Here is a 26,116-nt window from a genome sequence, read left to right on the forward strand (position 1 = left end):
TGTGTTTGACAGTTTCATAGAGTTACGGCGGTTATGGCGAAGGGGAAACACCCGGTTACATTCCGAACCCGGAAGTTAAGCTCTTCAGCGCCGATGGTACTGCACCGGGGACGGTGTGGGAGAGTAGGTCGCCGCCGGACAATCTTTTGGAAAAGGCCATCCTTCGGGGTGGCCTTTTCTGCTTTTCTGGACCCTTTTCGGCCGGCTCCGACCCGCTGTGTCGGCGGAAGATCACCTGGCAGCTCAACAAGGGCGAGTCCCTGATTGATCCCGGCGCCCCCGGGGTCACTCAACCGTGATGACGAGCTTTCCGGGCGCGTTGCCTGCCGCCAGGTCACCCACCGCGGTGGAGGCCTCCGCCAGGGAGTACGTGCGCCCGACGGCCGGTCGCACGGCCCCGGCCTCGATGAGGTCGCGCAGCGCGTCCAGGTCGGCGGTACGGGTCAGCGCGATCAGCGCACCCAGGCGCTGGCGCGTGAACAGGGTGATCAGCCGGACGGCCAGCGGCCGGCCGAGCCCGCCGAACCACCGACCGCCGCCCTCGCCGCCGACGATGACGAGCCGGCCGCGCTCGGTGAGCAGCCCGCGCAGCAGGGCCAGCGGCCGGATGCCCGCGATGTCGATGATCAGATCGTACGTCCCGGTGAGCGGCTCGCACGTGTAGTCGATGACGGCCTGGGCGCCCAGTGACCGGACGAGGTCGGCCTTGGCTGTGCTGCACACGGCGGTGACATGGGCGCCGCCGGCGACCGCAAGTTGCGTCGCGAAGCTGCCCACTCCGCCGCCGGCGCCGATGACCAGCACCTTCTCGTCGGCGGTGACCTGGCCGACGGCCCGCAACGCGGTCACCCCTGACACGGGTACGGCCGCCGCTTCGGTGAAGTTCAATTTGGCGGGCTTGCGGGCGAGCTTGCCCGGGCGGGCGAGCGCGAACTGCGCGTACGCGCCGGTCGCCGCGCCGTACACCTCGTCGCCGGGGCGAAACGCAGTCACGTTGGCACCGACGGACTCCACGACGCCGGCCACGTCCATGCCCGGCACGCGGTTGCGGGGCCGGCGCAGACCGAAGCCAAGGCGGCCGATGAGCGGCAGCCCGGTCATGACGTGCCACACGCCGTAGTCGACGCCGGCCGCGTGCACCCGGATCAGCACATCGCCGGCACCGGGCGTCGGGATCGGGACCTCGCCGAGGCTCAGCACGTGCGGCGGGCCGTACTCGTCCTGGACGATCGCCCTCATGAGGGGTCTCCTTCGGTGTCGGGGTACTGGAAGACGTCGTCGAGTCCGACCCGGAACACCCGGGCGATGCGGAACGCCATCTCCAGAGAGGGGGAGTAGCGACCCTGTTCGATCGCGATGATGGTCTGGCGAGTGACGCCGACCCGGTCGGCCAGCTCGGCCTGGGTCATCTCGTCGTGCGCGAACCGCAGGGCCCGGATCGCGTTGGTGACCCGCGTCGGCTTCACCACGTCTGGAAGCCGCCCTTGCGGTACGCCATGATCTTGGCAAACGAGCTGAGCACCGCGGACAGCACGAACGCCAGGTAGACGGCGTTGGCGATCCAGAAGTGGCGCAGCTCGGCGATGGCCATGACCAGTGCGGCGAGTGCGCCGATGACGACGATCGACTGCCCGATGCGCTCACTGACCTGGTTGATCTCACGGTCGCGCTCGTCAGTGCGGTCGGCGCCGTGGCCGCCCGCGATAGCCATTGCGATGTGGGCCACGATCGCGGCGACGATGGCGCCACCGATGGTCCACAGCAGGGCTCCCGCGTAGGCGACGTCGGCGAGCGGGCCGTCGCCGACCAGGCCCAGGATGGTCGCCACGTAGATCGTGTACGCGCCGACGGAGACCACGATCATCACCCAGGCACGCTTTTCCTCGAAGGCCATGCCCGCTCCTCATGTAAAACAAAGCTGACATCAACCAATGTAAAGCGCCCTGGACACCATGTCAAAGTTTATTTACATGCACGGTCGGCGACGCCATGGCGCCCGGCGCGGTGTTGCTGCAAAACGTCTGCAGTCGGCCGGACGGCGCAGGTCGCACCGGCCCGCCCTCAGCTGCACACCGTGCTCCGCCACCGGGCAGGCGGCGAGTCCGTCGGACAGATCCGCCCCGACCTGATCATCCCCATCGGCAGGCGCAAAGGGCAGAATCCCGGCCTGTTCGGCGTCTACCGGGCGCTCGTCGAGTACGAGAAGGCCCAGGCGTACCCCGAAGCCGTCGCCCAAGCCCGCGCCGACTTCGCCGAGTCCAAGGCAGGTGCCTGACCGCATCACCGCGGGCCAGAGCTGTATCCGTTGGATTTTCGGCCAGGACCCCAGGGCCCCTGGAGAGGGCCGGGCCGTGACGCGCGGAGCGGACCTCCCCGGGATCGCGGTTCCCGGGGAGGGCGGGGAGTGTCAGGCGGCCAAGGGTGAGCGGGGAGTGTCAGGCGGCCAACGGTGAGGAGTATGCCGAGGCGTCGCCGGACAGGACCGTGCTCGGCCGGCCGTCCACGCCGACCGGTACGTCACCGGTGACCGTGACCCGGTGCAGGCGGCGGGGCTGGTCGCCGAAGTCGTGCACCACCCGGTGCTGGGTGGCCCGGTTGTCCCAGATCGCGACGTCGCCCGGGGACCAGCGCCAGCGGACGGTGTTCTCGACCTGGGTGACCTGCTCCTGGACGAGGCGGATCAGGGTGGCCGAGATGTCGGCGGGCAGGCCGACGACGCGCTTGGCGAAGTCGCCCAGCAGGATCGACCGCTCACCCGTCTCGGGGTGGACGCGGACGACGGGATGCTCGGTCTCGAACACCGTGGAGGTGAAGACCTCGGCGTACTTGCGGGTCCGCTCGGGGTCGTCGGAGGTGGCGATCCTGGCGTAGTCGAACTGGTTGGTGTGTACGGCACGCAGGCCCTCGACCAGGCGGGTCAGTTCCTGCGGCAGGTTCTCGTAGGCGGTCACCGTGTTGGCCCACAGGGTGTCGCCGCCCGCCGGTGGGACGGTCACGGCGCGCAGCACCGAGGCCAGCGGGGGACGGTCGACGAAGGTCACGTCGGTGTGCCAGCGGTCGACCTTGTGGCCGTTGCTGTAGTCCAGGTCCAGGATGGAGGAGTTGCCGTTCAGCGCGGGCACGGTCGGGTGGGCCGTGGTCAGGTCTCCGAGCAGGCCGGCGAAGGCCACCTGGCCCCGCTCGTCGAGATGCTCCTGGCCACGGAAGAAGATCACTTTGTGGCGGAGCAGCGCCGCGCGGATCTCCTGGACGGTCTCGGCGGGGAGGTCGCCACCGAGCCGGACACCACTCACCTCGGCACCGATGCGCCCGGCTACCGGGCTGATGACAGGGGATGACATTGCGTTCTTCCTTCCAGACGAAGATCTTCAGAGGGATCGAGGCCGGGCGGAAGGACACAGTGCGCTGGCCACGCGGCAGAGGTCCACGTGGTGGCGTGTCGTGAGGTACAGCCGGGGGGTCACGCCATCAACGTAGGACCCCTCGCCGATAATTGTCAACTAACAAGGTAGGGAATACATGATTTAGCCAGGGGCCTCCCGGGCCAGGGCCTCCAGAAGGTCCCACTCGGTCTCGCAGACCCGGCGGCCGATCGCGGCCAGCTCGACGGAGCGGGCACCGCCGGTGAGGTGGCGCATGGTCTGCATGACGCAGATGACCCCCCACTTGAGCACGCCGAACGTCTCCCACCAGCGCAGTGCCCCGCGATCCACCGGATGGCCGCTCGCCCGTTCGTAGGCCTCGACGAGCAGGTCGTACTCCCCGAAGCCGCCCACCGGCAGCGGCGAGCCGAACCGCCAGGACTTCACGCAGAGCCATCCGAGGTCCTCCAGCGGGTCACCGGCGTGGGCCAGCTCCCAGTCGAGCACCGCGCGGATCCCGTCGGGGCCGACGACGAGGTTGCCGTTGCGGAAGTCGCCGTGCACGACCGTCACCCGGCCGCCCGCCGGACGGGAGTCCGCCAGCCGCCGGAAGGCCAGCTCGAACACCGGGTGCGGCTGCCCGGTGAGATCGAGCAGATCCCGCCACGACCGGAGCGGATCGTCGGGTACGACGGGCGGCGCCGCCTGCGGGGGCATGGCCCGTGCCGCGTCGTCCCGGGGCGCGGCCGGCGCCGGCGACGACAGCGGCATGCGGTGGATCGCGGCCAGGATCTCCCCGCACCGCGCGGCCAGCCCGGGGCGCACCTCCGCGAAGGCGTCATCGCGGAGGATCCTCCTGGGGATCGTCTCGCCGCTCACCCGCTCCATCAGGATGTGCGAGCCGGCGGCGGCCAGGACCCCGGGCACCGGCACGCCGGCCGCGCGGGCCGCCCGCATCAGCGCGGCCTCGCCGGCCAGCCCGATCCCGGCGTCCAGCGCGGCGCCGGGGGAGTCCAGCCGAAGGATCAGCTCGTGGGTCACGCCGCCCGGATCCACCACGTCCAGCGCCCACGTCTCCCGTGAGGCGCCCCCCGGCAGCCGGATCCGGGACGCGACAGCCGTACCGGGGCCGAAGACGCCGGAGACGAGGTCGTCGATCATCGCAGTCCGAACTCCCAGTTGCCGCCCGTGGCGTACTCGCCCAGGATGCGGCGGCCGACCGAGTCGATGTGCACCTCGTCGGGCCCGTCGTAGATGCGGCCGGCCCTGGCGCGCCGGTACATCCGCTCCAGAGGGGTGTCCGCCGTCAGCCCCGCCGCGCCGTACACCTGGATGGCCCGGTCGATCACGTTGTGCAGCATCCGCGCGGCGGCGACCTTGACGGCTCCGATCTCCACCCGGGCCTGCCCGCCCTGGTCGATCGCATGGGCCGCGTTCAGGGTGAGCAGCCGGGCCGACTGGATCTCGGTGTAGGAGTCGAACACGTGCCGGCGCATGAGCTGCTTGCCGGCCAGCGGCCGGCCGGAGACGCTGCGCTCGTTCAGGCGGCGGCACATCAGGTCGAAGGCCCGCTGTGCCTGGCCGAGCCAGCGCATGCAGTGGAAGATCCGGCCCGGTCCCAGCCGCCGCTGGGCGATGACGAAGCCCTGGCCGCGCGGCCCGAGCAGGTTCGAGGCGGGCACCCGCACGTCCTCGTAGCGGACCTCGCAGTGCCCGCCGTCGATGCCCAGCACCGGCGTGTCGCGCACGATGGTGTAACCGGGGGTGTCGGTCGGCACCAGGATCATCGAGAAGGCGAGGTGTGGCGGTGCGTCCGGCTCGGTCCGGCACATCACCGTCGTGTAGGCGGCCCGGTCCGCCCCGGTGGTGAACCACTTGTGGCCGTTGATCACCCATTCGCCGCCGTCCAGCACGGCCGAGGTCCGGAGCTGGGTCGGATCGCTGCTGGAGACGTCGGGCTCGGTCATCGCGAAGCTCGGCCAGATCTCCGCTCGGACCAGCGGGGTGAGGAAACGCTCGCGCTGCTCGTCGCTCGCGTATTCGTGCAGCATCAGCGAGTCCTGCAGGGTGAACGTGCCGAGCGCGAGCTGCCCGAAGTCGCTGCGTCCCTGCACCTCGTTGACGTACACGTAGTCGAGGAAGGGCAGTCCGCCGCCGCCCAGCTCGGCGGGGTGCCCGAGGGCCCACAGGCCCTCCTTCCTGGCCTGCTCCTGCAGCTCGCGCAGTGTCGCGGCGGCCTCGGGCCCGTTTCCGTGGAGCACCACCTCCGCCGGCTCGACCCGCTCGGTCATGAACGCGTGGACGGCGTCACGGATCGGCCGGACGCTGTCGGGGACCGCGAAAGTCATGGAAGGATCTCATCCGAGATCCGTTGCGGAGTCAACGGATAAGGAGGCCCTTATGTTCCGGGACACGCCCCACGACGTCCCCTCCGCCGCCCAGCTCGTCGCCGCGGTCCGAGACTTCCTCCAGAGCGACGTGCTGCCCGTCGTCGAGGGCCGGGTCCGTTTCCATACCCGGGTGGCCGTCAACGTGCTCGGCATGGTCGAGCGGGAGCTCGAACTCGGCCCCGAGCAGGCCGCCGCCCACGCCGACCGGCTCGGCGGGCTCGGTTTCTCCTCCGATGCCGAGCTCGCCGCCGCGATCCGCGGGGGCCTGGACGGCTCCGCCCTGGTCGACGCCCTGACGCGGGCCGTACAGGACAAGCTGGCCGTTGCCAACCCCGGCTATGCCCGCCCGCCGGAGGCGTAACGGGCACGCGCTCCGGCCCGCACCCGCCCACGCGGGGTGCGGGCCGTACCGGATGTCAGTGGGTGAGGTCGAGGTCCTTGATGCGGGGGTCGCCCTCGTCGGCGAGGTAGTGGTCGGGCCGGGTGGCGTCGTCACCCTCGGACGCCTTGGCGCCGCGGGCGATGAGCGTGGCGACGGCGGCGACGATCAGGTTGACGGCCAGGGCGAGGACGCCCGCGTAGATGGTCATCTTGGTGTCCAGGCCCAGCTTCTCCAGGGGGAACGCCGATCCGGCGAAGTGCAGCTTGCCGGTGGCCGGGTTGCCGATGTTGTAGAGCAGGAGCGTCCCGGCGGCCATGCCTCCCGCCCATCCGGCGATGAGGCCGATCCGGTGGAACCAGCGGGTGTAGAGGCCGAGCGCCACCGACGGGAGCGTCTGCAGGATGATGACGCCGCCGATGAGCTGGAGGTCGATGGAGAAGCCGGTGTCCAGGAACAGGATGCACAGCACCGCGCCGATCTTGACGAGCAGTGAGGTGATCTTCGAGACGCGGGCCTCGTCGGCCTCGCTGGCGGCCGGCTTCAGATACTCCTTGTAGATGTTGCGGGTGAACAGGTTCGCCGCGGCGATCGACATGATCGCCGCGGGGACCAGCGCGCCGATGCCGATCGCGGCGTAGGCGACGCCGGTGAACCAGTCGGGGAACATCTTGTCGAACAGCTGGGGCACGATCGTGTTGTTGTCCGTGCCGATGGGCTTGACCCCGGCCGAGATGGCCATGTAGCCGAGCAACGCGATCAGGCCGAGCAGCAGGCTGTAGGCGGGGAGCGCGGACATGTTCCGCTTGATCACATCGCGGTTGCGTGAGGCCAGCACGCCGGTGATGCTGTGCGGGTAGAGGAACAGCGCGAGCGCCGATCCCAGGGCCAGCGTGACGTACTGGAGCTGGTTGCCGGCGTTGAGCAGGATGCCGTCCCCCGGCGCGGGCGTGGCGGCGAACTTGGCCTGGGCGTCGTCGAAGATCGTGCCCCAGCCTCCCAGCTTGGCCGGGATGACGATGATCGCGACCAGGATCACGATGTAGATCAGCGTGTCCTTGACGAAGGCGATCAGCGCCGGGGCGCGCAGGCCCGACTGGTAGGTGTAGGCGGCCAGGATGGCGAACGCGATGATGATCGGCAGGTGGCCGGTCACCCCCATCGACTTCAGTACGGCCTCGATGCCGACGAGCTGGAGCGCGATGTAGGGCATCGTCGCGACGATGCCGGTGATCGCGATCAGCAGCGCCAACGTGGGGGAGCCGAACCGGGCCCGGACGAAGTCGGCCGGGGTCACGAACCCGTGCACGTGCGAGACCGACCAGAGTCGCAGCAGCACCAGGAACACGATCGGATAGACCACGATCGTGTACGGCACGGCGAAGAAGCCCATCGCGCCCGCGCTCCAGAGCAGGGCGGGCACGGCCACGAAGGTGTAGGCGGTGTAGAGGTCGCCGCCGACGAGGAACCAGGTGATCCAGGGACCGAAACTCCGGCCGCCCAGCCCCCACTCGTCCAAGGTGGCCAGGTTGTCCGGCCGGCGCCAGCGCGCGGCCACGAAGCCCATGCCGCTGACGAGCAGGAACAGTGTGGAGAAGACAATGATCTCGGTCAGGTGCTCGCTCACGGGATCATCGCCTCCGCTTGGTCATCTGGTAGACGATCGTGGTGCACGTGACTCCGACCCCGATGAAGAGGAACTGGAGCCAGTAGAAGCGCGGGAAACCGAAGATCCGGGGCTCGTCGAAGTTGAAGAGGAAAGGCAGCAAAGGTAGGATGATCGGCAAAATCAGCAGCCAGTTCCACGGGCTGCGATCGCTCCGATCCTTGTCGGGGGTGTCGGGGGTGTCGGGAGTGGTCAACACGGTCTCCTCCAGATGGAGCGGAGGCAGTCGGCCACGACTGTCTCCTTAGGCTGACCGGCAGCGTAATTACGCGAGCGTTTCATTGCGGTCGCCGAGCGCCGAGCGGAGTGGTTGGCGCGACGAACGGTAGGTCAGCCTCCGACCTGGAAGTCGTCTGCGATGTCGCGAACGCCGTACCTGTCAGGAGAGTCCACTTCGACGACCGGTTCGGGCCGATCGTCGAATTCCAGGCGCAGCGCCCTTGACATCGTGGCGTGCATTTCGTACAGGCAGGTGATGTAGGTGAGCTCCAGGATCTGCCGGTCGGACAGGTGGGCCCTGAGGACCGCGAAGATCTCGTCGTGCACCCGGCCGCCGTCGAGCACCAGGCCGTCGGTGTAGGCCAGCACGGCCCGTTCCAGCTCGTCGAAGAGCGGGCTGACCTGCCAGTGCGCGACCGCCTTGACCTTCTCGTCCGGCATGCCGAGCGCCCGCATCTGCTTGCAGTGCTGGGAGAAGACGAACTGGCTTCCCCGCGCCCATCCGGCCCGTGACTGGCCCAGCTCGCGCAGCACGGGGTCGAGCTCGGCCTCCCGGTAGAGCTGGAAGCCCTTCACGCAGTGCTTGAGGATGACCGGGTCCAGGGCGAAGACCGTCCACCAGTCGCCGGGGGAGCCGGTCGCGGTGCCCGGGTCGGCCACCGGATCCCGGTCCGGGCCGAACAGCCGATCGTAGAAGAACAGGGTCAGCGGGTCGGTGACCTCGTCGCGGGGGACCTGGCGCAGCCGCGGCATCACACGGTCCTGTCGGCGGCGGTCCTGGGCTCGTGACGGACGTCTTCCGGCAGGCCGAGCTCGCGGGTCCAGGCGGCGAACTCCACCAGGATCCCGTCGGGGTCCTTGAAGTAGATGGACCGGACGAACACCCCCTCCTGCATCGCGGGCGCGATGCCGAACTCGCTGTCGTCGTGGTTGAGCAGCACCCCGACGTCCACGCCCTTGGCGATGAGCTTGTCGCGGTACTCCTCGATCCTGTCCGGTGCGACATCGAGGGCGATGTGGTTCATCGATCCGACCGCCGACAGCAGCTCTCCCCGGTCGGGCAGGTTCTTCGGCGCGGAGATGCCGGGCACCGCGTCGGGGGCGTCGGGGAACCAGAAGAACGCCAGTGCGTTGCCGCCGCCGCAGTCGAAGAAGAAGTGCTGGCCCCAGCCCATCGGCAGCTCGATCGTCTTGATCAGCGGCATGCCCAGGACGCCGGAGTAGAAGTCGACCGTCCGCTTCATGTCCGAGCACACCAGCGCGAGATGGTTGACCCCGCGCAGCTCGAACTCGGTGTTGTCGCCCATGGTCTCCTCGCTCGTCGAAGTAATGAGTTACTTATCACACCTGGCGCCACCCGAAACATGACCGGGCCACATCGTGCGGTACGGCGGCCCGCCCCGTGCGCCGGCGGCGTCATCGCCCGTCCGGAGCGCGCAGATCACCCGCCCGCCCGCTCTGCCCGCGAACGTCGCCCTGCACCGCCCGCTCTACCCGCGGACGTCGCCCTCCACCGCCCGGGCCGCCTCGTCGACGATGTTGCGCATGGCGCGTTCGGCGGCCGCGGCGTCTCCCGACTGCACCGCCTGCGCGACCTCGGCGTGCCATCGGATCGCCGCCGGCTCGGGACGCGACGGCATCAGGTGATGACGCGTCCGGCCGGTCAGGACCTCGGTGACCACTCCGGTGAGCGCCCCCAGCATCTCGTTGCCGGAGGCCTCCAGCAGCGTGCGGTGGAACAGGATGTCCGCGGCCAGGTAGGCCTCCAGGTCGCCGGACCTGCCGTGCACGGCCATCTGCATGACGGCGCCGGTCAGCGCGCCGCACTGTTCGGGGGTCGCGTGCCGCGCGGCGAGGGCCGCGGCCACCGGCTCGACGCCGTGGCGCAGCTCGCCGAGGGATCTGAGCTGCTCGCCGCGGCCCTCGCCGGCGAGCCGCCACCGGATGACCCGCGGGTCGAACAGGTTCCATTCCGCGCGCGTGGCCACGGTGACGCCGACGCGGCGGCGGCTGCTCACCAGTCCCATCGATTCGAGGACGCGGATCGTCTCACGGACCACCGAACGGGAGACCCCGAACCGGAGCTCCAGCTCCTCGATCGTCAGCACCTGGCCGGCGGCGAGGCCGCCTGAGGCGATCAGCGAGCCGAGCTTGTCGAGGACACTCTGATGCAGCCCCCCAGTGGTCTGTTCATTGTCTCCCACGGCGACCAATCCTGGCACGGCTCTTCATCAATACGCTTATCAAGCCTTAAAGATATGATTTATTGCCCATTAACTCTTGATTACATATGACTAATCGTGTCACGCTAACGCAAAGCTCGACACGAGAGGCCTGCCGATGGATTTCGTTCAAGACTCTCCTGACTCCGTCCCTGCCGTTCCGTTGCTGGTCGTCATGGGCGTGACCGGTTCGGGCAAGACCACCGTGGGCATCGCTCTCGGCCGGCGGCTGCGAGTGCCGTTCGCCGACGCCGACGACTTCCACAGCGAGGCCAGCATCGCCAAGATGTCGGCCGGCATCCCGCTCGACGACGCCGACCGGCTGCCCTGGCTGCGGGCGATCGGCGCCTGGCTCGCCGAGCACGCCGCCACCGGTGGCGTGGCGAGCTGCTCCGCGCTCAAGCGCGGCTACCGTGACCTGCTGCGGCGCGCGGCGCCGTCGGTGAGCTTCGTCCATCTCGACGGGGACGCCGAGGTCGTCCGGCGGCGGGTGGCCGGCCGGCCGGGACACTTCATGCCGGCATCGCTGGTCACCTCGCAGTTCGAAACCCTGGAGCCTCTTCAGACGGACGAGCGCGGAATCGTCCTCGACTTCGACAGGCCCGTCGCCGAGCTCGTGGAGGCCTACCTCGCCGCGGCCCCGGCGCGCCCCGCGCGCTCCCGCCCGGCATCCCCCACCGATCCGAGACCGGGCCACGGAACCACCGATCCGAGACCGGGCCACGGAACCACCGATCCGAGACCGGGCCACGGAACCACCGATCCGAGACCGGGCCACGGAACCACCGATCCGAGACCGGGCCACGGAACCCCGGCGGACCCAGGAGAGTGACGTGACCTCCGCCCTGATCGCACTCGCCGCCCCCGCCGCGGTCTCTCCCGCCCGCCTGATCCCCGCGGCGCTCGTCGGCATCGCGCTGATCGTCCTGCTGATCACCTATTTCAAGGTGCACCCCTTCCTGAGCCTGACCCTCGGATCGCTGGCCGTCGGCGCCATCGCGGGACTGCCGATGGCCGACACCATCACCAGCTTCACCACCGGGTTCGGCAGCACGGCGGCCGGCGTCGGCACGCTCATCGCGCTCGGCGCGATGTTCGGCAAGCTGCTCGCCGACTCCGGCGGGGCCGACGAGATCGTCGACACGATCGTCGGCCGGTCCAGTCCCCGCTCCCTGCCCTGGGCGATGGCCGCGGTGGGAGCGCTGATCGGCCTGCCGATGTTCTTCGAGATCGGCCTCGTCCTGCTGATGCCGGTCATCTTCCTGGTCGCCCGCCGCTCCGGGCTCTCCCTGGTGCGCGTGGGCATCCCCGCGCTGGCGGGACTGTCGGTGATGCACGGGCTCGTGCCTCCCCACCCGGGACCGCTGGTCGCCATCGACGCGCTCAAGGCGGACCTGGGCATCACGCTGGCCCTCGGCGTGCTCGTCGCCATTCCGACGGTGGCCGTCGCCGGGCCGCTGTTCTCCAAGTACGCCGCCCGCTGGGTGGACGTCCCGCCGCCGGAGCTCTTCGAGGCCAAACCCGGAGCGGAGGGCGCGCGGCGGCCGTCGTTCCCCGTCACCCTCGCCACCGTGCTGCTGCCGGTCGTGCTGATGATGGGCAAGGCCCTCGCCGACATCTTCGCCGCGGAGGGCAACGCCGTCCGCACCGTGCTCGACTTCCTCGGCACGCCGCTGGTGGCGCTGCTGCTCGCCGTCATCGTCGCGATGTTCACCCTCGGCGGCGGTGCGGCCATGGACAAGAAGGCGATCGCGAAGTCCCTGGAGCAGTCGCTGCCGCCGATCGCGGGCATCCTGCTGATCGTGGCCGCCGGCGGCGGTTTCAAGCAGACCCTGATCGACACCGGGATCGGCGGCCTCATCGCCGGCTGGGTGGAGAACAGCGGCCTCTCGGTGCTGCTGCTGGCATGGCTGGTCGCGGTGCTCATCCGGCTCGCCACGGGATCGGCCACCGTCGCGACCGTCACCGCCTCCGGGATCCTGGCCCCGCTGGTCGTCAACCTCGGCACCGGGGAGATCTCGCTGCTCGTCCTGGCCATCGGCGCCGGTTCGCTGTTCTTCTCCCACGTCAACGACGCGGGCTTCTGGCTGGTCAAGGAGTACTTCGGGCTCACCGTGGGCCAGAACATCAAGACCTGGTCGGTGATGGAGACCGTCATCTCGGTGACCGGCCTGGTGCTGGTCCTGCTGCTGGACCTGGTCATCTAGCCCGATCCCGCGGGTTGTGCGCCCCGGACGGTCCTCCGGGGCGCATGACCCGCCCGCCGGAGCGGTCTCAGATGCCCTCACGCAGGATGGGGCAGGTCATGCAGTGGGTGCCGCCCCGGCCCTTGCCCAGTTCGAAGCCCTCGATCTCGATGACGTCGACGCCGTGCTGGCGCAGCTTGCGGTTGGTGAACTGGTTCTTGTGGTAGCCGACGACGACGCCGGGTTCGAGGGCGAAGAAGTTGTTGCCGGAGTCCCACTGCTCCCGGGCCTGTTGGCTGTCGTCCCCGCCGGTGGGGATGATGTCGAGCCGGGAGATGGCCAGCGCGTCCTCGACGGCGTCGACGAAGCCCCTCTCGGGGCGGACGTCCAGAGTCCGGTCCCTGTCGCCGGGACGCAGCGAGTGGGTGACGGCCGTCTCCAGGAAGGGCAGGTAGGCGGAGGCCTTGTCGACGTCCAGGAAGGTGAACACGGTGTCCAGGTGCATGTAGGAGCGGCGCTTGGGGACGTTGACGGCGATGACGCGCTCGGCCGCCCCGGCGGCGAAGGTCGCCAGGGCGATGTGCTCGATCATCTGCGGGGTGCTCCGCTCGCTGATGCCGATGACCACGGTCCCGTTGCCGATGGGCATCATGTCGCCGCCCTCCAGCGCGGCCTTGCCGAAGTCCTCCTCGTCGAAGTCGGCCTCGTCGCCGCTCGGCGGGTACCAGTAGGAGAAGTCCTCGCCGGTGAACATCGGGTGGTTGTGGTAGATCGTGCTCTGGTTCATGGTCTCCAGCAGGCGCGCGTGCCAGAACATCGGGTTGAGCGAGACGCCGCCGTACAGCCAGGCGGCGGGGTCGCGCTGGTAGAGGGAGTTGGGCAGCGGCGGGAGCACGAACTGCTGCGGGTCCGCCGAGGCGGCGACCAGGGACCGGGTGTCGAACCCGCGGACGTCGAACTCCTCCTTGGTCAGCCCGCCGATGAGGTGGGTGGCCAGGTCCTTGCCGCTCCAGGTGGACAGCTCCTCACGGACGGCGTCCACCAGGGCGGGGCCGACGGTCAGATGGGTGACGGCCTGCTCGACGGCGTTCCGCTTGGCGTGGGGGGTCGCCTCCAGCGCCTGTGCCAGCAGTTCCTGGTGGTAGAACACCTCGACGCCGCGCTCGCGCATCAGGGTGACGAACCTGTCGTGCTCCTTCTGGGCGTGCTCGACCCACAGGATGTCGTCGAAGAGCAGCTTGTCGTTGTTGGTGGGGGTCAGCCGTTTCAGGCTCATGTCGGGCCGGTGGACGATGACCTTGCGGAGGGGGCCGACCTCGGAGTGCACGCCGAAGGCTGCAGTGGTCATGGTGATCTCTCCGTCCGTGTGCGGTGATGCGCCGCCCCGCCGAGGAGGGGTGACACCGATGACCGATTGGCCGCTGCTCCCTGGGCCCTGGCGGATGCGCGTCAACGCACCGCCGGTGATCCTTCCTGCTGGCTGAAGACCATATCGGCGTCTTTCCCGCCATAAATATGCTTTTAACGCTATTTTCCGCGTTGCGTCCTCTCTGAAGCCGTGTCCTCCCTGAAGGGGCGGGGCCGGGAGGCGCCTACCGCGCCGAGGAGGCCGAGGAGGCGGTCGGGGGCGGCCCGCCCGTCGCTCGGGGCCGCGGCAGGTCCCTGACGACGCGGGCGCCGCTGCGCCGAGGGCCCGGGGTGGCATCTCCCGGGCCGCGCCCGCCGCGCACCGCCTGGGGAAGGCCGACAAAAACATGACATCAGATGTCCTGTTTTCTTGCCAGCATCGTCCCCATGCACAACACGCTGAAGGGAAAGGTCGCCCTGGTCGCCGGGGCGACGAGAGGGACGGGCCGGGCGATCGCGGTCGCGCTGGGCGGCGCGGGAGCCACCGTCTACTGCACAGGGAGGAGCACCCGGGAACGGCGCTCGGAGATGAACCGGTCGGAGACCATCGAGGAGACGGCCGAGCTCGTGACGCGCGCCGGCGGGGAGGGCATCGCCCTCCAGGTGGACCACCTGGAGTCCGAGCAGGTCCGAGGGCTGGTGGAGCGGATCGACCGCGAGCAGGGAAGGCTCGACCTGCTCGTCAACGACATCTGGGGCGGCGAGGCGCTGGCGGCGTGGGACACCCCGCTCTGGGAGCATCCGCTGGACGACGGGCTGCGCCTGCTCCGGCTGGCGATCGACACCCACCTCATCACCAGCCACCACGCGCTGCCCCTGCTGATCAGGAACCCCGGCGGCTTGGTCGTCGAGGTGACCGACGGCACCGCGGAGTACAACGCCGACAACTACCGGGTCTCCTTCTTCTACGACCTGGCCAAGGTCTCGGTGAACCGCCTGGCGTTCGCCCAGGCCCACGAGCTGCGCCCGCATGGGTGCGCCGCGGTCTCGCTGACCCCCGGCTGGCTGCGTTCGGAGGTGATGCTGGAGCACTTCGGCGTCACGGAGGAGAACTGGCGCGACGCCACCGAACGGGAGCCGCATTTCGTGATCTCGGAGTCGCCCGTCTACACCGGCCGGGCGGTCGTCGCGCTGGCGGCCGACGAGGACCGGGGCCGCTGGTCGGGGCAGTCCCTCTCCAGCGGGCAGCTGGCCCAGGTCTACGGATTCACCGACGTCGACGGCAGCCGGCCGGACGCCTGGCGCTACATCGTGGAGGTCCAGGACAGGGGCGGACCCGCCGACGCGACCGGATACCGCTGACGGCCGGAGCCTGGTCCGCCGGGCCCGGCCTTACGAGTGGGGGGCTGGTGCCCGCGTGCTCGGCGGCCGGGTCCGCCGGGACCGGCCGTAGGCGGGATGTGAACATCCGTGCCCGCGGCCGGGGGCCCCGGGCCCGGCCGTACGGGTGGCTCCGCGGCCGGAGGCCTCAGGCCCGGCTGTACAGGCGGAGCTCCGCGACCGGCGGCCTCAGGCCCGGCCGTACAGGGCCCGCAGCCGCGCGGCGGCTCCGGCCAGGCGGGCGCGGAGCTCGGGCGGGTCGAGGACCTCGGCCTCCGGGCCGAACCGGAGGATCTGGGCGTAGGCGACCTCCAGCGACTCCACGGGCAGCGACAGCGTGATCCGGCCCTGGCCGTCGGGCTCCCCGGCCGACGCCAGCGCGTCGCCGAGGGCCGCGGGGTCGGCCACGTGCGGCAGCAGGCGGTGGCCGGCGGGGCTGAGCCGTACGGTGACACGCGTGGTGAGCAGGGAGCGGGCGAACTCGGCGGCGCGACCGCTCCAGAACGCCGCCAGGTCGAAGCCGCGGTCCCGCTCGAAGCGCCGGTCGGAGTGGATCCCGACCTCGGCGAAGCGGTCCACCCGGTAGATCGCGGATCGGGTCGCCAGATACCAGACACCGGCCTTGAGCACGAGCCCGTACGGCTCCAGCGTCCGCTCGGCCCCCCGGTAGAGCGCGGTGACCGGATGGTCGCCCCACACGGCCCTGGCCAGCGGCGCCAGCGCCTCCGGAGGCGGCCTCTCGCTCGCGAACCAGCCGGGGGCGTCCAGGTGGAAGCGCTGGGCGGCCGTCGCGGGCGCGTCGCGCACGCCGGGCGACAGCGCGGCCGAGGCCTTCAGCCGCGCCGTGGCCGCCACCCCGCTCAGCCCCATCTCCCGCAGCGCCTCCGGCACGCCGGACAGGAAAAGCGCCTCGGCCTCCGCGCGGTCCAGCCCCGTCAGGCGGGTGCGGTATCCGTCCAGCAGCCGGTATCCCCCGCCCCGGCCGCGGTCGGCGTAGACCGGCACCCCGGCCTCCGACAGGGCCAGCACGTCCCGGTGGACGGTCCGTTCGGAGACCTCCAGCTCTCGGGAGAGCTCCGTGGCGGTCATGCCTCCACGGGCCTGGAGCAACAGCACCAACGACATCAACCTGGCCGCACGCACCCACCGACCCTAACCCGGCCGCTCAGCGGTCGACGGACCGGCCGCGGACGGACCGGCCGGGGGTACGGCCGGCCGGAGGAGGGGGCGGCCGGGGCGGGTCAGGCTGGGGACGGGCCGGCCGGGGCCGGTCCGGGACGGGTCAGCCGCGGACGAGGGGCAGCACGACCGCGGAGGGGTGAGCGGGGTCGTGGAAGACCTCGTGGTCGGCCGCGACCATCGTGCGGCCGGTGCCCAGCGGCTCTCCCGTGCCGAGGTTGCGGGCGATGCGGGGATAGGCGCCGCCGGCCACGTGCAGGCGGATCCGGTGGCCGCGCCGGAAGCGGTGGCCGACCGGCCACAGGTCCACCCGGACGCGGCGGATCCCGTCGGAGCCGGCCGGGGGAGCGCCGGGCGACAGGCGGCGCACGCCCTCGCACACGTTGTAGGACGCGCCGTCCGGGTGCACGTCGCAGACCCGCACCACCACGTCGGCGTGCTCGGTGCTCGACCGGAGGTAGAGGTCGGCGGAGACCGGACCGATCATGTCGGTGTCCTCGCGCAGCTCGGGGCCGGTGTAGACGAGCACGTCGCGCCGGGCCTCCAGGCGCCGGTTGTCGCGCGGCTCGGAGTTGCCCAGCAGGACCGGCCCGCCCAGCACGGGCGTGGGGTGCGCGGGGTCGTAGCGGTAGCGGTCGGGGTCGCCCTCCCGCGGGTTGCCGGTCGAGAGCGCGAGCCCCGGCTGCAGGTGCCAGCGCTGCTCCCGCATGCCGGGCACCGGCCAGTCGGGATAGTCGCGCCACTCGCCCGCACCGGTGACGTACAGCCTGACCGGCTGCTCCCGCAGCCCCGAGGGGTCGCCCAGCAGGTGCGCCCTGAACCAGGCCAGCGCGTCGGCGTTGGCCACCCGGCCGTGCCGGATGTCGGCGTGGTACCACGGGCCGATCGTCAGGTACGGCCGCCGCCCCGCCGCCCGCATCGTCGTGTAGTCCTTGACCTGCCACGGCAGGAACACGTCGTACCATCCGCCGACCATGGTGACCGCCGCCTCCACCTCGCCCACCGAGGCCGAGAAGTCGCGCCTGCCCCAGTAGGCGGCCGGATCGGCGTGGTGGGCCAGCAGGTCCTGGAAGAACGGCAGCCCCCTGCCGGCCGACAGCACGTCCAGCTCCCCGAGGGGGCGTCCCGACAGTGCCGCGCGCCGGGTCCTGCGGGGGGCCAGCAGCGCGCCGGCCCCGCCGAACCGGGTGTCCATCGAGGCGGTCAGCGTGGTCCAGATCAGTGAGGACTCCAGCGCGAACGCCCCGCCCACGTAGGCGGCGTCGCGGAACTGGGAGGCGGTCACCGAGGTGGCCATGGCCTTCAGGTCGGGGCCGGCGAACGGGGCGATCGCCCACTGGGCGTAGCCCAGGTAGGAGGGGCCGTGCATGGCCAGGCTCCCGCCGTACCAGGGCTGCCCGCGCAGCCAGGCCAGCGTGGCCAGCCCGTCCTCGTGCTCGTCGCCGAGCGGGTCGAGCAGGCCGCCGGAGCCGAACCCGCCCCGGCAGCTCTGCAGGACGACCTGGAACCCCCGCCGGGCGAACGCCCGGCCGAAGGCCAGCCCGAACACGCCGCGCCTGCCGTACGGCGAGCGGACCAGGACCGTGGGCGGGCGCACGGCGCCGACCGGCACGTAGCGGTCGGCCAGAAGGGTGACCCCGTCGGTCATCGGCACCGGCAGGTCACGTTGGAGGAGAACGCGATACGGGGGCATCCATCACTCGTAACAGATCGCACCCCGGATGAGCCAGAGGCGGCCGGTGTGAGCCCGGTCATGCGACTCGCCGCCTTCGCCGCCACGTTGCATGATCACGGTTTCCGCCGGTACTCTGGGCGGCATGCGACACCTCGACACCCTTCAGTGGTGGCGCCGCTTCTAGGCGGCGCAGGTTTCGCATTTCGCGAGCAGACAGGGCGGCCGCCCGGAGAGGTGGCCTTTTCCATGTCCGCCCCCTCTGGGCATCAGAGAGATCACAAAGGGGCGAGACTGCAGTGGAGACGAGCGGATATACCACCGCCGGTGGCATCGAGGTCGAGGTCACGGCGTCCGATGTGCCCGAGACGGTGCTTGAGGACGTCGTGACGACGCTCGGCGAGCGTCGCGGAGGCGTGCTCTCCTCCGGGATGGAGTATCCCGGCCGCTACAGCCGATGGCACCTGGCCTACGTCGACCCCTGCCTGGAGATCGTGGCCAGGGGCCGCAGGATCTCCGCCCGCGCCCTGAACGCGCGGGGCAGGGTCGTGCTTCCGGCCGTCGCGTCCTGCCTGCTGGCCACCGGCAAGCCCACCGGGGAACCGACCGCCGAGCACGTCGAGGTCTACGTCGCCGAGTCCGAGGACATCCTCCCCGAGGAGATGCGCAGCCGCCGCCCCACGGTCTTCACCGCGATCCGCGAGGTCATCGCCGCGTTCAAGGGCGAGAACGAGCACCTGGGGCTGTACGGCTCCTTCGGATACGACCTGGCCTTCCAGTTCGAGCCGATCCGGCAGGTCCTCACCCGGGCCGACGACCAGCGCGACCTCGTGCTGCACCTGCCCGACCGGGTGATGGTGATCGACCGCAAGCGGGAGACCAGCAAGGAATACCTCTACGAGTTCACCGTGGACGGGGTCTCCACCCGCGGCCTGGCCCGCGAGGGGGAGAGCATCCCGCTGCCCCCCGCCCCGGCCGAGCTGCCCGCCGACCCGGAGAAGGGCACCTACGCGCAGGTCGTCGCCGCGGCCAAGGAGAAGTTCGTCCGCGGCGACCTGTTCGAGGTCGTCCCCGGCCAGGTCTTCCACGCCGCGTGCACCGACCCCGCCGCCTTCTACCGGGGGCTGCGCAAGGCCAACCCGGCGCCGTTCGAGTTCCTGTTCAACCTCGGCGAGGGCGAGCACCTGGTCGGCGCCTCCCCGGAGATGTACGTCCGGGTCAGCGGCGACCGTGTCGAGACCTGCCCGATCTCCGGCACCATCGCCCGCGGCGGCAACCCGATCGAGGACGCCGAGGCGATCCGCACCCTCCTGTCCAGCGTGAAGGAGGAGTCGGAGCTGACCATGTGCACCGACGTGGACCGCAACGACAAGTCCCGCATCTGCGTGCCGGGCACCGTGCAGGTCATCGGGCGGCGGCAGATCGAGATGTACTCCCGGCTGATCCACACCGTCGACCACATCGAGGGCCGCCTGCGGCCGGAGTTCGACGCGCTGGACGCCTTCCTCACCCACATGTGGGCCGTCACCGTCACCGGCGCCCCGAAGTCCTGGGCGATGCAGTTCATCGAGGACCACGAGGCCACCACCAGGCGCTGGTACGGCGGGGCGGTCGGCTACATCGGCTTCGACGGCTCCATGAACACCGGCCTGACCCTGCGCACCGCGCAGATCCGCGGCGGCGTCGCCACCGTCAGGGCCGGTGCCACGCTGCTGTTCGACTCCGACCCGGAGGCCGAGGAGCGTGAGACCGAGCTCAAGGCCAGCGCGCTGCTCGGCGCCCTGGCCGCGGTCGGCGCGGCCCGGACCCCGCAGGAGCGGGACGTGCCGCAGCCGGTCCGGGAGCAGCCGGGGGAGGGGATGAAGGTGCTGCTGGTGGACCACGAGGACTCCTTCGTCAACACCCTGGCCGACTACTTCCGCCAGCAGGGCGCGGAGGTCGTCACCCTCCGGCACGGCTTCCCCGTGAGCATGATCGACGAGATCGCGCCGTCCCTCGTGGTGCTGTCGCCCGGCCCCGGCTGGCCGTCGGACTTCGGCCTGCCGGAGCTGGTCGGGGCGCTCTACGAGCGCGACCTGCCGGTGTTCGGCGTCTGCCTGGGCCTGCAGGGCATGGTCGAGCAGGCGGGCGGCACGCTGGAGCTGCTGTCCCACCCTGAGCACGGCAAGCGCGGTCAGGTGCGGCGGACCGGTCCCGGCGCGCTGCTGGAGGGGCTCCCGGAGGAGTTCACCGCGGCCCGCTATCACTCCCTCCACGCCAAGCAGCCCGGAGTCGTCGGCTTCACCGCCACCGCCCTCACCCCCGACGGCGCGGTGATGGCGATCGAGGACGTGGCCAGGAGGCGCTTCGCCGTGCAGTTCCACCCCGAGTCGATCCTCACGGCCGAGGGCGGGGCCGGGGCGAAGATCATCTCCAACGTTCTCCGGCTCTGCCGTACCTCTGGGTAAAGGCACACGAGATCACGCTCGGTAGTCGTAGAGTGCTCCTGCCGTAGACCGCGGGCGGACCGGCCGGACCGGTCCGCCCGTAGCCGTGGGAGGAGCCGGCATGAGACCGCAGGACGGGCTGCCCGTCGACCTGCCCGATCCGGTGCGGGAGGCCCTGCTGGCCCCGCTGGTCGACCACCACTGCCACGGCGTGCGCCGCGACGGGCTGACCCGGGCCCGCTTCGAGATGCTGATCACCGAGGCGGGCACCCCGGCGCCGCCCGGCACCACTCACTTCGACACCCCCGCCGGCGCCGCGGTCCGCCGCTGGTGCGCGCCGGTCCTCGACCTGGACCCGCACGTCCCGCCGGCCGTCTACCTGGCCCGCAGGAGCGAGCTCGGGCCGGTCGAGGTGAACCGGCGGCTGCTGCGCGCCGCCGGGATCATGGCCTTCCTGGTCGACACCGGTCTCAACGGCCCAGACCTGCTCTCGGCGGCCGAGATGGGCCGGCTGGGCGGCGCGGCGGCCGACGAGATCATCCGGATCGAGCAGATCGAGCAGGGCGTCGCCGAGACGGCCGCCTCCGGGGTCTCCTACATCACCGCCCTCGGCGAGGCGCTCGCCGGCAGGGCCGACCGCGCCGTCGGCTTCACCTCGGCCATCGCCTACCGTCACGGCCTGGACTTCGACCCGGCGAGGCCGGGCCGGGGATCGGTGATCGCGGCGGCCACCCGGCGGCTGGCCCACCCCGGCGCGCGGCTCACCGATCCGGTGCTCCTGCGCCACCTGCTCTGGGCGGCGGTCGACGTGGCCAGGGAACGCGGCCTGCCGCTGCAGTTCCACACCGGCTACGGCGACCCCGGCCTGGACCTCCACCGCGCCGACCCGGCGCTGATGACCGGTTTCATCCGGGCGCTGCAGCCGATCGGCGTGCCGGTCATCCTGCTGCACTGCTACCCGTTCCACCGCCAGGCGGCCTATCTGGCCAACGTCTTCCCGCACGTCTACGTGGACGTCGGCCTCGTGCTGACCCACACCGCCGCGGGGTCGGCCGCGGTCATGGGGGAGCTGCTGGAGCTCGTCCCCTTCCACAAGCAGCTGTTCAGCTCCGACGGTTACGGCGTGGCCGAGACCTGTCTCCTGGGCGCCCTGTACTACCGGCGGAGCCTGGCCAGGGCGCTGGCCGTACGGCTGGCCGACGGCGAGTGGAGCGTCCCGGACGCCGCCCGGGTGGCCCACATGATCGGCTCCGGCAACGCCCGCCGGGTCTACCGGCTGTAGGCCCCCGGGGAGGATCCGACCGGATTTTGGCGCCAGAGAGACGATCTTGACGACACTTCGGTGACGACGGCTGTCTGCCCTGGTCGAGCACCTGCGCGAGCAGGGGTTCCCGGTCACCGATGAGACGTGCGTGCGGCTGCCGCCGATCCAGTACGACCACATCAACTTCCTGGGCCGCTACGCCTTCTCCCCGCGTCGACGTGGCCGGGGGGCTTGCGCCCCTTCCACGACAGCGCTCCCGAGAGCATCTGAGCCCAGACCAGCGGCTGGTTCAGGTGGTGGTTCAGGCGCGGTGTGCAGCAGCGCGGCCAGGTCGGCTAGCTCAGGCAGGTTGCGGCCTCGATGTGGGCGAGTTGGACGGCGAGGATTTCTTCGAACGCGGCGCGGCGGTCCACCCCGAGAGGGCGGACGTCGCGGGCGAAGTGGGCCAGAGCTGGGAAGCGTTCGGGGTCGGCGCCGAGTACCGCGACGCGGAACAGCTCCATGCCCTGTTCGTGCTCTTCGGGAGTGATGGTGCTGACCCCGGCCTCGGAGGCGATCAACGCGGCGATGAGGACAGCGATCCGGTGGTAGCGCACAGGGATCTCCTCGTCGGGCAGTCCCGAGGCGCGCAGCGCCTGCAGCACCTCTTCCATGATCAGACGGGAACCGGTGCCGCCTGAGGCGTAGCGTCCCCAGACCGCAGCGAGCTGGGGATGCCGGCCGAAGGCCTCTCTCACGCGCAGGGCCAGGGTCATGATGCGCTGCTTCCAGTCACCCTCGGGCCGGTAGCCGTCCATGGCGGCCAGGAGGATCCGGTCGGCGACCGCGCGCAGCAGCTCGGTCTTGCTGCGAAAGTGCCGGTAAAGGCTGGAGGAATCGGTGCCGAGCACTGCCGCGAGCTTGCGCACGCTGAACGAATCGGCGTCGCCCGTGCGCAGCAGCTCCGCCGCCGCATCCAGGATCTCTCCGGTCGACCAGCGCCTTCTACCTGCCATCTCATCCCTCTCGTCGGAGATCAGCATATCTATGCACTTGGTGTTGCACGCACTGCGTGCATAATAGGGACATAAGCCCGGCACCTACGGAAGGACGCATGTCATGAGAAGTCCCGAAGAGCTGAACACCGCCCTGGAGAACGTCCACCGCGCCGGAATGCCCGGCCTGTTCGCCGAGGTGCGTGACGGCGACGAGGTCTGGCGCGGTGCCGCCGGGGTCGCCGACGTCGCCACCGGCCGCCCTGTCTCCGCCGACATGCGGCACCGCGTCGGCAGCATCACCAAGTCATTCACCGTCGCCGCGGTGATGCAGCTGGTCGAAGGTGGTCAGATTGGTCTCGACGCGCCGATCGGCCGCTACCTGCCGAAGCTGGTTCCCGGAGAACGCGGCGATGCGATCACGGTCCGGATGTTGATCAACCACACCAGTGGTCTTGCCGAATACCTCCCGTACGTCTACCCCTCCCTCAAGGCCTTCCCGGTCGTGGCTGACACGAGGCCGCAGAGCCTGGACGACCACCGGCTCACCCGGTTTCACGCCGTAGAGCTGATCGAGAAGGGCGTCTCCGCACCCGCTTTCAGCGCGCCAGGCGGCACTCCGGGGTTGTACTCCAACACCAACTACCTGCTGCTCGGCCAGCTTCTGGAGCAGGTAACCGGTACGAAGGCCGAGACGTACATCACCCAGAACGTCATCGAGCGCGCTGGGCTGCGGGACACCGAGCTTCCCGATGGATCGCGGTTCAGCGGGCCGCAGTCGCAGATCTACGAGGCGTGGTTCGGCATGATCGAGCCGCCGCGCGACTTCAGCGTCTTCGACATGTCCTTTGCGGGGCTGGCGGGTTCGCTGATCTCGACCGTCGCGGATCTCAACCGGTTCTTCGGCTTGCTGTTCGCCGGTGAGATCGTCAGCCCGTCGTCGCTGGCGGAGATGCGGCGCACCGTCCGCGTCATCTCCCAGGAGAGCAAGATCATCGACTACGGGCTGGGCCTGTACCCGATGGAGATGCCCGGCGGCGGCACCTTCTGGGGGCATGGCGGCACCGTCTGGGGTGCCGGAGCACTGGCCATGACCAGCGCCGACGGCAAGCGGCAGATGTCCGTCGCGGTGAACATGCAGAGGTGGAACAGGCTCGACTCCACGGGCAGGCCGCAGCCCCATCCCATCGACGAGGCGCTCGCGGCTCTGTACGGCATGGCGATGTACGGCTGACCGTGCCGGAGAAAGTCGCTTTCACCAAGACGACAAGCATGCCGAGACGGGATGGCAGCAGGAACGGCCGCAGCACGTTCGGCACTGCGACGCCGCAGGCTCCTGGCGGTGATGCCGGCGAAGGCGTGCGACCTCGCCGGCCCCGACCTGCATCGGGAGCTCCACGGCGGGCTCCAGGTCGTGGAGACGGCGGTCAGGGCGAGCCTTCGTCAGCATGCCTGCCTTGCTCCGCAAGCGAAGGCCGTGCAGGTAGAGATCCTCGAGTTCCTCCGGATGGCCTGTCGGCTGACGGGGGCCCGCCACGAAGACAGGAGAGCGATGACCACGACCGACTCTGCGCCGACGAGGGAGCAGTCCCCGCCCTCACCGGACGCCGATGACGCGGCGGGACAGTCCATGGCAGGGCTGCTGCGCCCTTACCGATGGAGCTTCGCCGCCGTTGTCGTCTTGCAGGTGATCGGCGCCGTCGCGGGTCTGGCACCGCTGCTGGCGGTCGTCGAGCTGGGGCGCAGCCTGTTGGCGCCTGGCCCGATCGATCACGATCGTGTCTGGTCCGTCGTGATCGCCGGTGCGGTCGGCTTGCTTGTCCGAACCCGGGTCAGGTCGCGCATCCGCGGCGTGAGCGCCTTGCCGACCAAGTCGAACAACACGAAATTGATCAAGGTGGCGCCGTGTGTGTCGGTCGCGTGCTCGGTGATCGGCAGATCGGTGGCGTTGCCGAGGAAGTCGTCCAGGACGAAGTGCGCCGCTCTCGCCGCCGGCACGATGATCTTTGTGCCGTACGTCGACCACTGATCGGAGACGTGGGTGTAGGTGGACGGCACCTGGCCGCCGTGGATCACCATGGTGCGTCCGGCCAGCGTCTTGCCCCGGACGGGAAAACGCTGCCCGATCGAAGGGTCGGCCGGCACCGTGAGGATCACCCGCTGATGCGGGACGGCCGTCTTGATCGTGCGCGCGTACGCCATCGCCTTGGCGATCCTCCCCGGAGGCCTGTAGGCCGCGTCCCCTCTCCGGCCTTGCCGCCCGCGGCCCCAGGGGCAGGAGTGCCCCTGGGAACGCGCGGAATCCCCCGCCCGGGCGGGATTCCACCGGCTCAGAGCACCGCCGCACGCACGGTCAGGACGTCCGGCAGGTGCTCGGCGACGGAGAACCAGCTCTCGCCGTCGTCGCGGGAGCCGTACACCTCGCCGTCGCGGGTGCCGAAGAAGATCCCCGCCCTCGACGCGCACAGGGCGTCGCGCAGCACGGCGGCGTGGACCGGGCCCTCGGGCAGTCCCTTGCTCAGGGGCTGCCACGACGCGCCCGCGTCGTCGCTGCGGAAGACCCGGCAGCGGTGGTCGACGGGCGTGCGGTCGATGTCGGCCTGGAGCGGGAAGACGTACAGCGTGTCGGGCCGGTCGGGGTGCACGGCCAGCGGGAAGCCGAAGTCGGAGGGGAGCGGGTCGCCGACGGAGGTCCAGGAGCCGCCGAAGTCGTCGCTGCGGTAGACGCCGAAGTGGTGCTGGAGGAAGAGCCGCTCCGGCCGGGACGGATGCATGCCGACCTTGTGCACGCACTGCCCGAACTCGGGGTACTGCGATCCCTCGGGGAGGAACGGGGCGCGGATCCCCTTGTTGGCCGCCTCCCAGGAGGCTCCGCCGTCACTGCTGCGGTAGAAGCCGCCGGAGGAGACCGCGATCGCCATGGTCTTCGGATCGCTCGGGTGCTGTAGCACGCTGTGCAGGCAGAGCCCGCCGAAACCGGGCTGCCACTGGGCCCGGTGCGGATGGTTCCACAGGCCTTCCACCAGGGAGAAGGTGACGCCGCCGTCTTCGGAGCGGAACAGCGCCCCCGGCTCGACCCCGGCCCAGACCACCCCCGGCTCCGACGGGGAGGGCTGGAGCTGCCAGACGCGGGTGAGCGCCGCCCCGGTTTCCGGCGGGAAGGCGATCGGGGCCTGTTCGGCCTCCTGCCAGGTCTCGCCGAGATCATCCGACCACATCACGGAGGGGCCGAAATGGCCGTACTCGATCCCGGCGAGGATCCGGGGCACCGGGCCTCGGGTGTCGATGGCGACCGAGTGCACGCCGATGGTGGAGAAGCGGACCGGTTCCACCTCGAACGGGCCGTCCCCGGTGGAGCGGGCGAGGAACAGGCCTTTGCGGGTGCCCACGGCGAGGAGTGTGTCGGGCATGGCGGGTCTCCTTTCCAGGTCAGGTTTCATCGACTACCTC

General features: G+C 70.5%; 26 protein-coding genes and 1 rRNA gene. 9 read left to right on the plus strand and 18 right to left on the minus strand.

Annotated features, from left to right (window positions below; genetic code table 11):
• Window positions 1-23 precede the first annotated feature (23 nt).
• Window positions 24-140, plus strand: a 5S ribosomal RNA gene (rrf, locus tag SROS_RS19240).
• Window positions 141-285: 145 nt separating this feature from the next.
• On the opposite strand, the gene SROS_RS19245 is transcribed toward rrf, so the two are convergent.
• Genes SROS_RS19245 through SROS_RS19255 form a run of 3 tightly spaced genes read right to left on the minus strand, consistent with a single transcriptional unit; the run spans window position 286 to window position 1,894 of the window.
• A complete protein-coding gene (locus SROS_RS19245) occupies window positions 286-1,239 on the minus strand; it encodes an NAD(P)-dependent alcohol dehydrogenase (protein WP_012890615.1) in 954 nt (317 codons plus the stop codon).
• The gene (locus tag SROS_RS19250) at window positions 1,236-1,469 is read right to left on the minus strand and encodes a helix-turn-helix transcriptional regulator (RefSeq protein ID WP_012890616.1); all 234 of its coding nucleotides are present in this window, start codon (window positions 1,467-1,469) and stop codon (window positions 1,236-1,238) included. Before SROS_RS19250 ends, SROS_RS19245 begins: the two co-directional genes overlap by 4 nt.
• Window positions 1,463-1,894, minus strand: coding sequence for a hypothetical protein (locus tag SROS_RS19255; RefSeq protein WP_012890617.1), 432 nt, complete (start codon window positions 1,892-1,894; stop codon window positions 1,463-1,465). Before SROS_RS19255 ends, SROS_RS19250 begins: the two co-directional genes overlap by 7 nt.
• A gap of 180 nt (window positions 1,895-2,074) precedes the next feature.
• On the opposite strand from SROS_RS19255, the gene SROS_RS19260 reads away from it, so the two are divergent.
• A complete protein-coding gene (locus tag SROS_RS19260) occupies window positions 2,075-2,275 on the plus strand; it encodes a hypothetical protein (protein WP_012890618.1) in 201 nt (66 codons plus the stop codon).
• Window positions 2,276-2,435: 160 nt separating this feature from the next.
• Here SROS_RS19260 and SROS_RS19265 read toward each other — a convergent pair whose 3' ends face one another.
• The 4 genes from SROS_RS19265 to SROS_RS19275 are packed head-to-tail and all read right to left on the minus strand — an operon-like array spanning window position 2,436 to window position 5,710.
• Window positions 2,436-3,341, minus strand: coding sequence for a TauD/TfdA dioxygenase family protein (locus SROS_RS19265; RefSeq protein WP_012890619.1), 906 nt, complete (start codon window positions 3,339-3,341; stop codon window positions 2,436-2,438).
• 27 nt (window positions 3,342-3,368) lie between these two features.
• A complete protein-coding gene (locus SROS_RS54435; protein WP_352037183.1) occupies window positions 3,369-3,464 on the minus strand; it encodes a putative leader peptide in 96 nt (31 codons plus the stop codon).
• A 60-nt stretch (window positions 3,465-3,524) separates the two neighbouring features.
• Window positions 3,525-4,523 carry a phosphotransferase family protein gene (locus SROS_RS19270; protein ID WP_012890620.1) on the minus strand — a complete coding sequence of 333 codons (999 nt, stop codon included), beginning with the start codon at window positions 4,521-4,523 and terminating at the stop codon, window positions 3,525-3,527.
• Window positions 4,520-5,710, minus strand: coding sequence for an acyl-CoA dehydrogenase family protein (locus tag SROS_RS19275; protein WP_012890621.1), 1,191 nt, complete (start codon window positions 5,708-5,710; stop codon window positions 4,520-4,522). The genes SROS_RS19270 and SROS_RS19275 overlap by 4 nt, the downstream gene beginning before the upstream one ends.
• A gap of 52 nt (window positions 5,711-5,762) precedes the next feature.
• On the opposite strand from SROS_RS19275, the gene SROS_RS19280 reads away from it, so the two are divergent.
• On the plus strand, window positions 5,763-6,113 hold the full coding sequence (locus SROS_RS19280) for a DUF6285 domain-containing protein (RefSeq protein WP_012890622.1): 351 nt from the start codon (window positions 5,763-5,765) through the stop codon (window positions 6,111-6,113).
• Window positions 6,114-6,168: 55 nt separating this feature from the next.
• Here the strand turns inward: SROS_RS19280 and mctP are convergent, their stop codons facing one another.
• From mctP to SROS_RS19305, 5 genes are all read right to left on the minus strand, one after another.
• Entirely contained in the window at window positions 6,169-7,758 is a 1,590-nt protein-coding gene (mctP, locus tag SROS_RS19285) for a monocarboxylate uptake permease MctP (protein ID WP_012890623.1), read from the minus strand.
• A gap of 4 nt (window positions 7,759-7,762) precedes the next feature.
• Window positions 7,763-7,996 carry a DUF3311 domain-containing protein gene (locus SROS_RS19290; protein WP_012890624.1) on the minus strand — a complete coding sequence of 78 codons (234 nt, stop codon included), beginning with the start codon at window positions 7,994-7,996 and terminating at the stop codon, window positions 7,763-7,765.
• 131 nt (window positions 7,997-8,127) lie between these two features.
• On the minus strand, window positions 8,128-8,769 hold the full coding sequence (locus tag SROS_RS19295; RefSeq protein WP_012890625.1) for a carboxymuconolactone decarboxylase family protein: 642 nt from the start codon (window positions 8,767-8,769) through the stop codon (window positions 8,128-8,130).
• Entirely contained in the window at window positions 8,769-9,323 is a 555-nt protein-coding gene (locus tag SROS_RS19300; protein WP_012890626.1) for a VOC family protein, read from the minus strand. Before SROS_RS19300 ends, SROS_RS19295 begins: the two co-directional genes overlap by 1 nt.
• Window positions 9,324-9,506: 183 nt before the next feature.
• Window positions 9,507-10,220 carry a FadR/GntR family transcriptional regulator gene (locus tag SROS_RS19305; RefSeq protein ID WP_012890627.1) on the minus strand — a complete coding sequence of 238 codons (714 nt, stop codon included), beginning with the start codon at window positions 10,218-10,220 and terminating at the stop codon, window positions 9,507-9,509.
• 136 nt (window positions 10,221-10,356) lie between these two features.
• On the opposite strand from SROS_RS19305, the gene SROS_RS19310 reads away from it, so the two are divergent.
• Both SROS_RS19310 and SROS_RS19315 read left to right on the plus strand, forming a co-directional pair.
• Entirely contained in the window at window positions 10,357-11,070 is a 714-nt protein-coding gene (locus tag SROS_RS19310) for a gluconokinase (protein WP_012890628.1), read from the plus strand.
• Window position 11,071: 1 nt separating this feature from the next.
• On the plus strand, window positions 11,072-12,445 hold the full coding sequence (locus SROS_RS19315; protein ID WP_012890629.1) for a GntP family permease: 1,374 nt from the start codon (window positions 11,072-11,074) through the stop codon (window positions 12,443-12,445).
• 67 nt (window positions 12,446-12,512) lie between these two features.
• Here SROS_RS19315 and SROS_RS19320 read toward each other — a convergent pair whose 3' ends face one another.
• Entirely contained in the window at window positions 12,513-13,772 is a 1,260-nt protein-coding gene (locus tag SROS_RS19320; protein WP_012890630.1) for an arginine deiminase, read from the minus strand.
• 446 nt (window positions 13,773-14,218) lie between these two features.
• On the opposite strand from SROS_RS19320, the gene SROS_RS19325 reads away from it, so the two are divergent.
• Complete coding sequence (locus tag SROS_RS19325; RefSeq protein WP_012890631.1) at window positions 14,219-15,133, plus strand: SDR family oxidoreductase; 915 nt, start codon at window positions 14,219-14,221, stop codon at window positions 15,131-15,133.
• A 207-nt stretch (window positions 15,134-15,340) separates the two neighbouring features.
• On the opposite strand, the gene SROS_RS19330 is transcribed toward SROS_RS19325, so the two are convergent.
• Both SROS_RS19330 and SROS_RS19335 read right to left on the minus strand, forming a co-directional pair.
• Window positions 15,341-16,294 (minus strand): helix-turn-helix transcriptional regulator, encoded by a 954-nt coding sequence (locus SROS_RS19330; RefSeq protein ID WP_012890632.1) that lies wholly within the window; start codon window positions 16,292-16,294, stop codon window positions 15,341-15,343.
• A 139-nt stretch (window positions 16,295-16,433) separates the two neighbouring features.
• Window positions 16,434-18,023, minus strand: coding sequence for a CocE/NonD family hydrolase (locus SROS_RS19335; RefSeq protein ID WP_012890633.1), 1,590 nt, complete (start codon window positions 18,021-18,023; stop codon window positions 16,434-16,436).
• Between the two features lie 278 nt (window positions 18,024-18,301).
• Between SROS_RS19335 and SROS_RS19340 the strand changes: the two genes are divergently transcribed.
• Window positions 18,302-20,449 carry an anthranilate synthase component I gene (locus SROS_RS19340; RefSeq protein ID WP_012890634.1) on the plus strand — a complete coding sequence of 716 codons (2,148 nt, stop codon included), beginning with the start codon at window positions 18,302-18,304 and terminating at the stop codon, window positions 20,447-20,449.
• 100 nt (window positions 20,450-20,549) lie between these two features.
• On the plus strand, window positions 20,550-21,710 hold the full coding sequence (locus SROS_RS19345; RefSeq protein ID WP_012890635.1) for an amidohydrolase family protein: 1,161 nt from the start codon (window positions 20,550-20,552) through the stop codon (window positions 21,708-21,710).
• A gap of 317 nt (window positions 21,711-22,027) precedes the next feature.
• On the opposite strand, the gene SROS_RS19350 is transcribed toward SROS_RS19345, so the two are convergent.
• Window positions 22,028-22,687 (minus strand): TetR/AcrR family transcriptional regulator, encoded by a 660-nt coding sequence (locus SROS_RS19350; RefSeq protein WP_043656107.1) that lies wholly within the window; start codon window positions 22,685-22,687, stop codon window positions 22,028-22,030.
• A gap of 103 nt (window positions 22,688-22,790) precedes the next feature.
• Here SROS_RS19350 and SROS_RS19355 point away from each other — a divergent pair, with 103 nt between their 5' ends.
• On the plus strand, window positions 22,791-23,900 hold the full coding sequence (locus SROS_RS19355; protein WP_012890637.1) for a serine hydrolase domain-containing protein: 1,110 nt from the start codon (window positions 22,791-22,793) through the stop codon (window positions 23,898-23,900).
• Window positions 23,901-24,436: 536 nt separating this feature from the next.
• On the opposite strand, the gene SROS_RS19360 is transcribed toward SROS_RS19355, so the two are convergent.
• Together SROS_RS19360 and SROS_RS19365 are read right to left on the minus strand one after the other, a co-directional pair.
• Complete coding sequence (locus SROS_RS19360) at window positions 24,437-24,868, minus strand: Tn3 family transposase (protein WP_043652367.1); 432 nt, start codon at window positions 24,866-24,868, stop codon at window positions 24,437-24,439.
• A 128-nt stretch (window positions 24,869-24,996) separates the two neighbouring features.
• Window positions 24,997-26,076: a WD40/YVTN/BNR-like repeat-containing protein gene (locus SROS_RS19365; protein ID WP_012890638.1), complete on the minus strand. Its 1,080-nt coding sequence runs from the start codon at window positions 26,074-26,076 to the stop codon at window positions 24,997-24,999.
• Between the last annotated feature and the right edge of the window lie 40 nt (window positions 26,077-26,116).

It is taken from the genome of Streptosporangium roseum DSM 43021 (genome assembly GCF_000024865.1).
GTDB lineage: Bacteria > Actinomycetota > Actinomycetes > Streptosporangiales > Streptosporangiaceae > Streptosporangium > Streptosporangium roseum.

What these genes read in the sequence shown, in the direction of transcription:
- SROS_RS19245 (WP_012890615.1), bottom strand. Translation starts at nt 1,239, where the DNA reads ATGAGGGCGATCGTCCAGGACGAGTACGGCCCGCCGCACGTGCTGAGC.
- SROS_RS19255 (WP_012890617.1), bottom strand. Translation starts at nt 1,894, where the DNA reads ATGGCCTTCGAGGAAAAGCGTGCCTGGGTGATGATCGTGGTCTCCGTC.
- SROS_RS19265 (WP_012890619.1), bottom strand. Translation starts at nt 3,341, where the DNA reads ATGTCATCCCCTGTCATCAGCCCGGTAGCCGGGCGCATCGGTGCCGAG.
- SROS_RS19270 (WP_012890620.1), bottom strand. Translation starts at nt 4,523, where the DNA reads ATGATCGACGACCTCGTCTCCGGCGTCTTCGGCCCCGGTACGGCTGTC.
- SROS_RS19275 (WP_012890621.1), bottom strand. Translation starts at nt 5,710, where the DNA reads ATGACTTTCGCGGTCCCCGACAGCGTCCGGCCGATCCGTGACGCCGTC.
- SROS_RS19280 (WP_012890622.1), top strand. Translation starts at nt 5,763, where the DNA reads ATGTTCCGGGACACGCCCCACGACGTCCCCTCCGCCGCCCAGCTCGTC.
- SROS_RS19295 (WP_012890625.1), bottom strand. Translation starts at nt 8,769, where the DNA reads ATGCCGCGGCTGCGCCAGGTCCCCCGCGACGAGGTCACCGACCCGCTG.
- SROS_RS19300 (WP_012890626.1), bottom strand. Translation starts at nt 9,323, where the DNA reads ATGGGCGACAACACCGAGTTCGAGCTGCGCGGGGTCAACCATCTCGCG.
- SROS_RS19310 (WP_012890628.1), top strand. Translation starts at nt 10,357, where the DNA reads ATGGATTTCGTTCAAGACTCTCCTGACTCCGTCCCTGCCGTTCCGTTG.
- SROS_RS19320 (WP_012890630.1), bottom strand. Translation starts at nt 13,772, where the DNA reads ATGACCACTGCAGCCTTCGGCGTGCACTCCGAGGTCGGCCCCCTCCGC.
- SROS_RS19325 (WP_012890631.1), top strand. Translation starts at nt 14,219, where the DNA reads ATGCACAACACGCTGAAGGGAAAGGTCGCCCTGGTCGCCGGGGCGACG.
- SROS_RS19335 (WP_012890633.1), bottom strand. Translation starts at nt 18,023, where the DNA reads ATGCCCCCGTATCGCGTTCTCCTCCAACGTGACCTGCCGGTGCCGATG.
- SROS_RS19345 (WP_012890635.1), top strand. Translation starts at nt 20,550, where the DNA reads ATGAGACCGCAGGACGGGCTGCCCGTCGACCTGCCCGATCCGGTGCGG.
- SROS_RS19350 (WP_043656107.1), bottom strand. Translation starts at nt 22,687, where the DNA reads ATGGCAGGTAGAAGGCGCTGGTCGACCGGAGAGATCCTGGATGCGGCG.
- SROS_RS19355 (WP_012890637.1), top strand. Translation starts at nt 22,791, where the DNA reads ATGAGAAGTCCCGAAGAGCTGAACACCGCCCTGGAGAACGTCCACCGC.
- SROS_RS19360 (WP_043652367.1), bottom strand. Translation starts at nt 24,868, where the DNA reads ATGGCGTACGCGCGCACGATCAAGACGGCCGTCCCGCATCAGCGGGTG.
- SROS_RS19365 (WP_012890638.1), bottom strand. Translation starts at nt 26,076, where the DNA reads ATGCCCGACACACTCCTCGCCGTGGGCACCCGCAAAGGCCTGTTCCTC.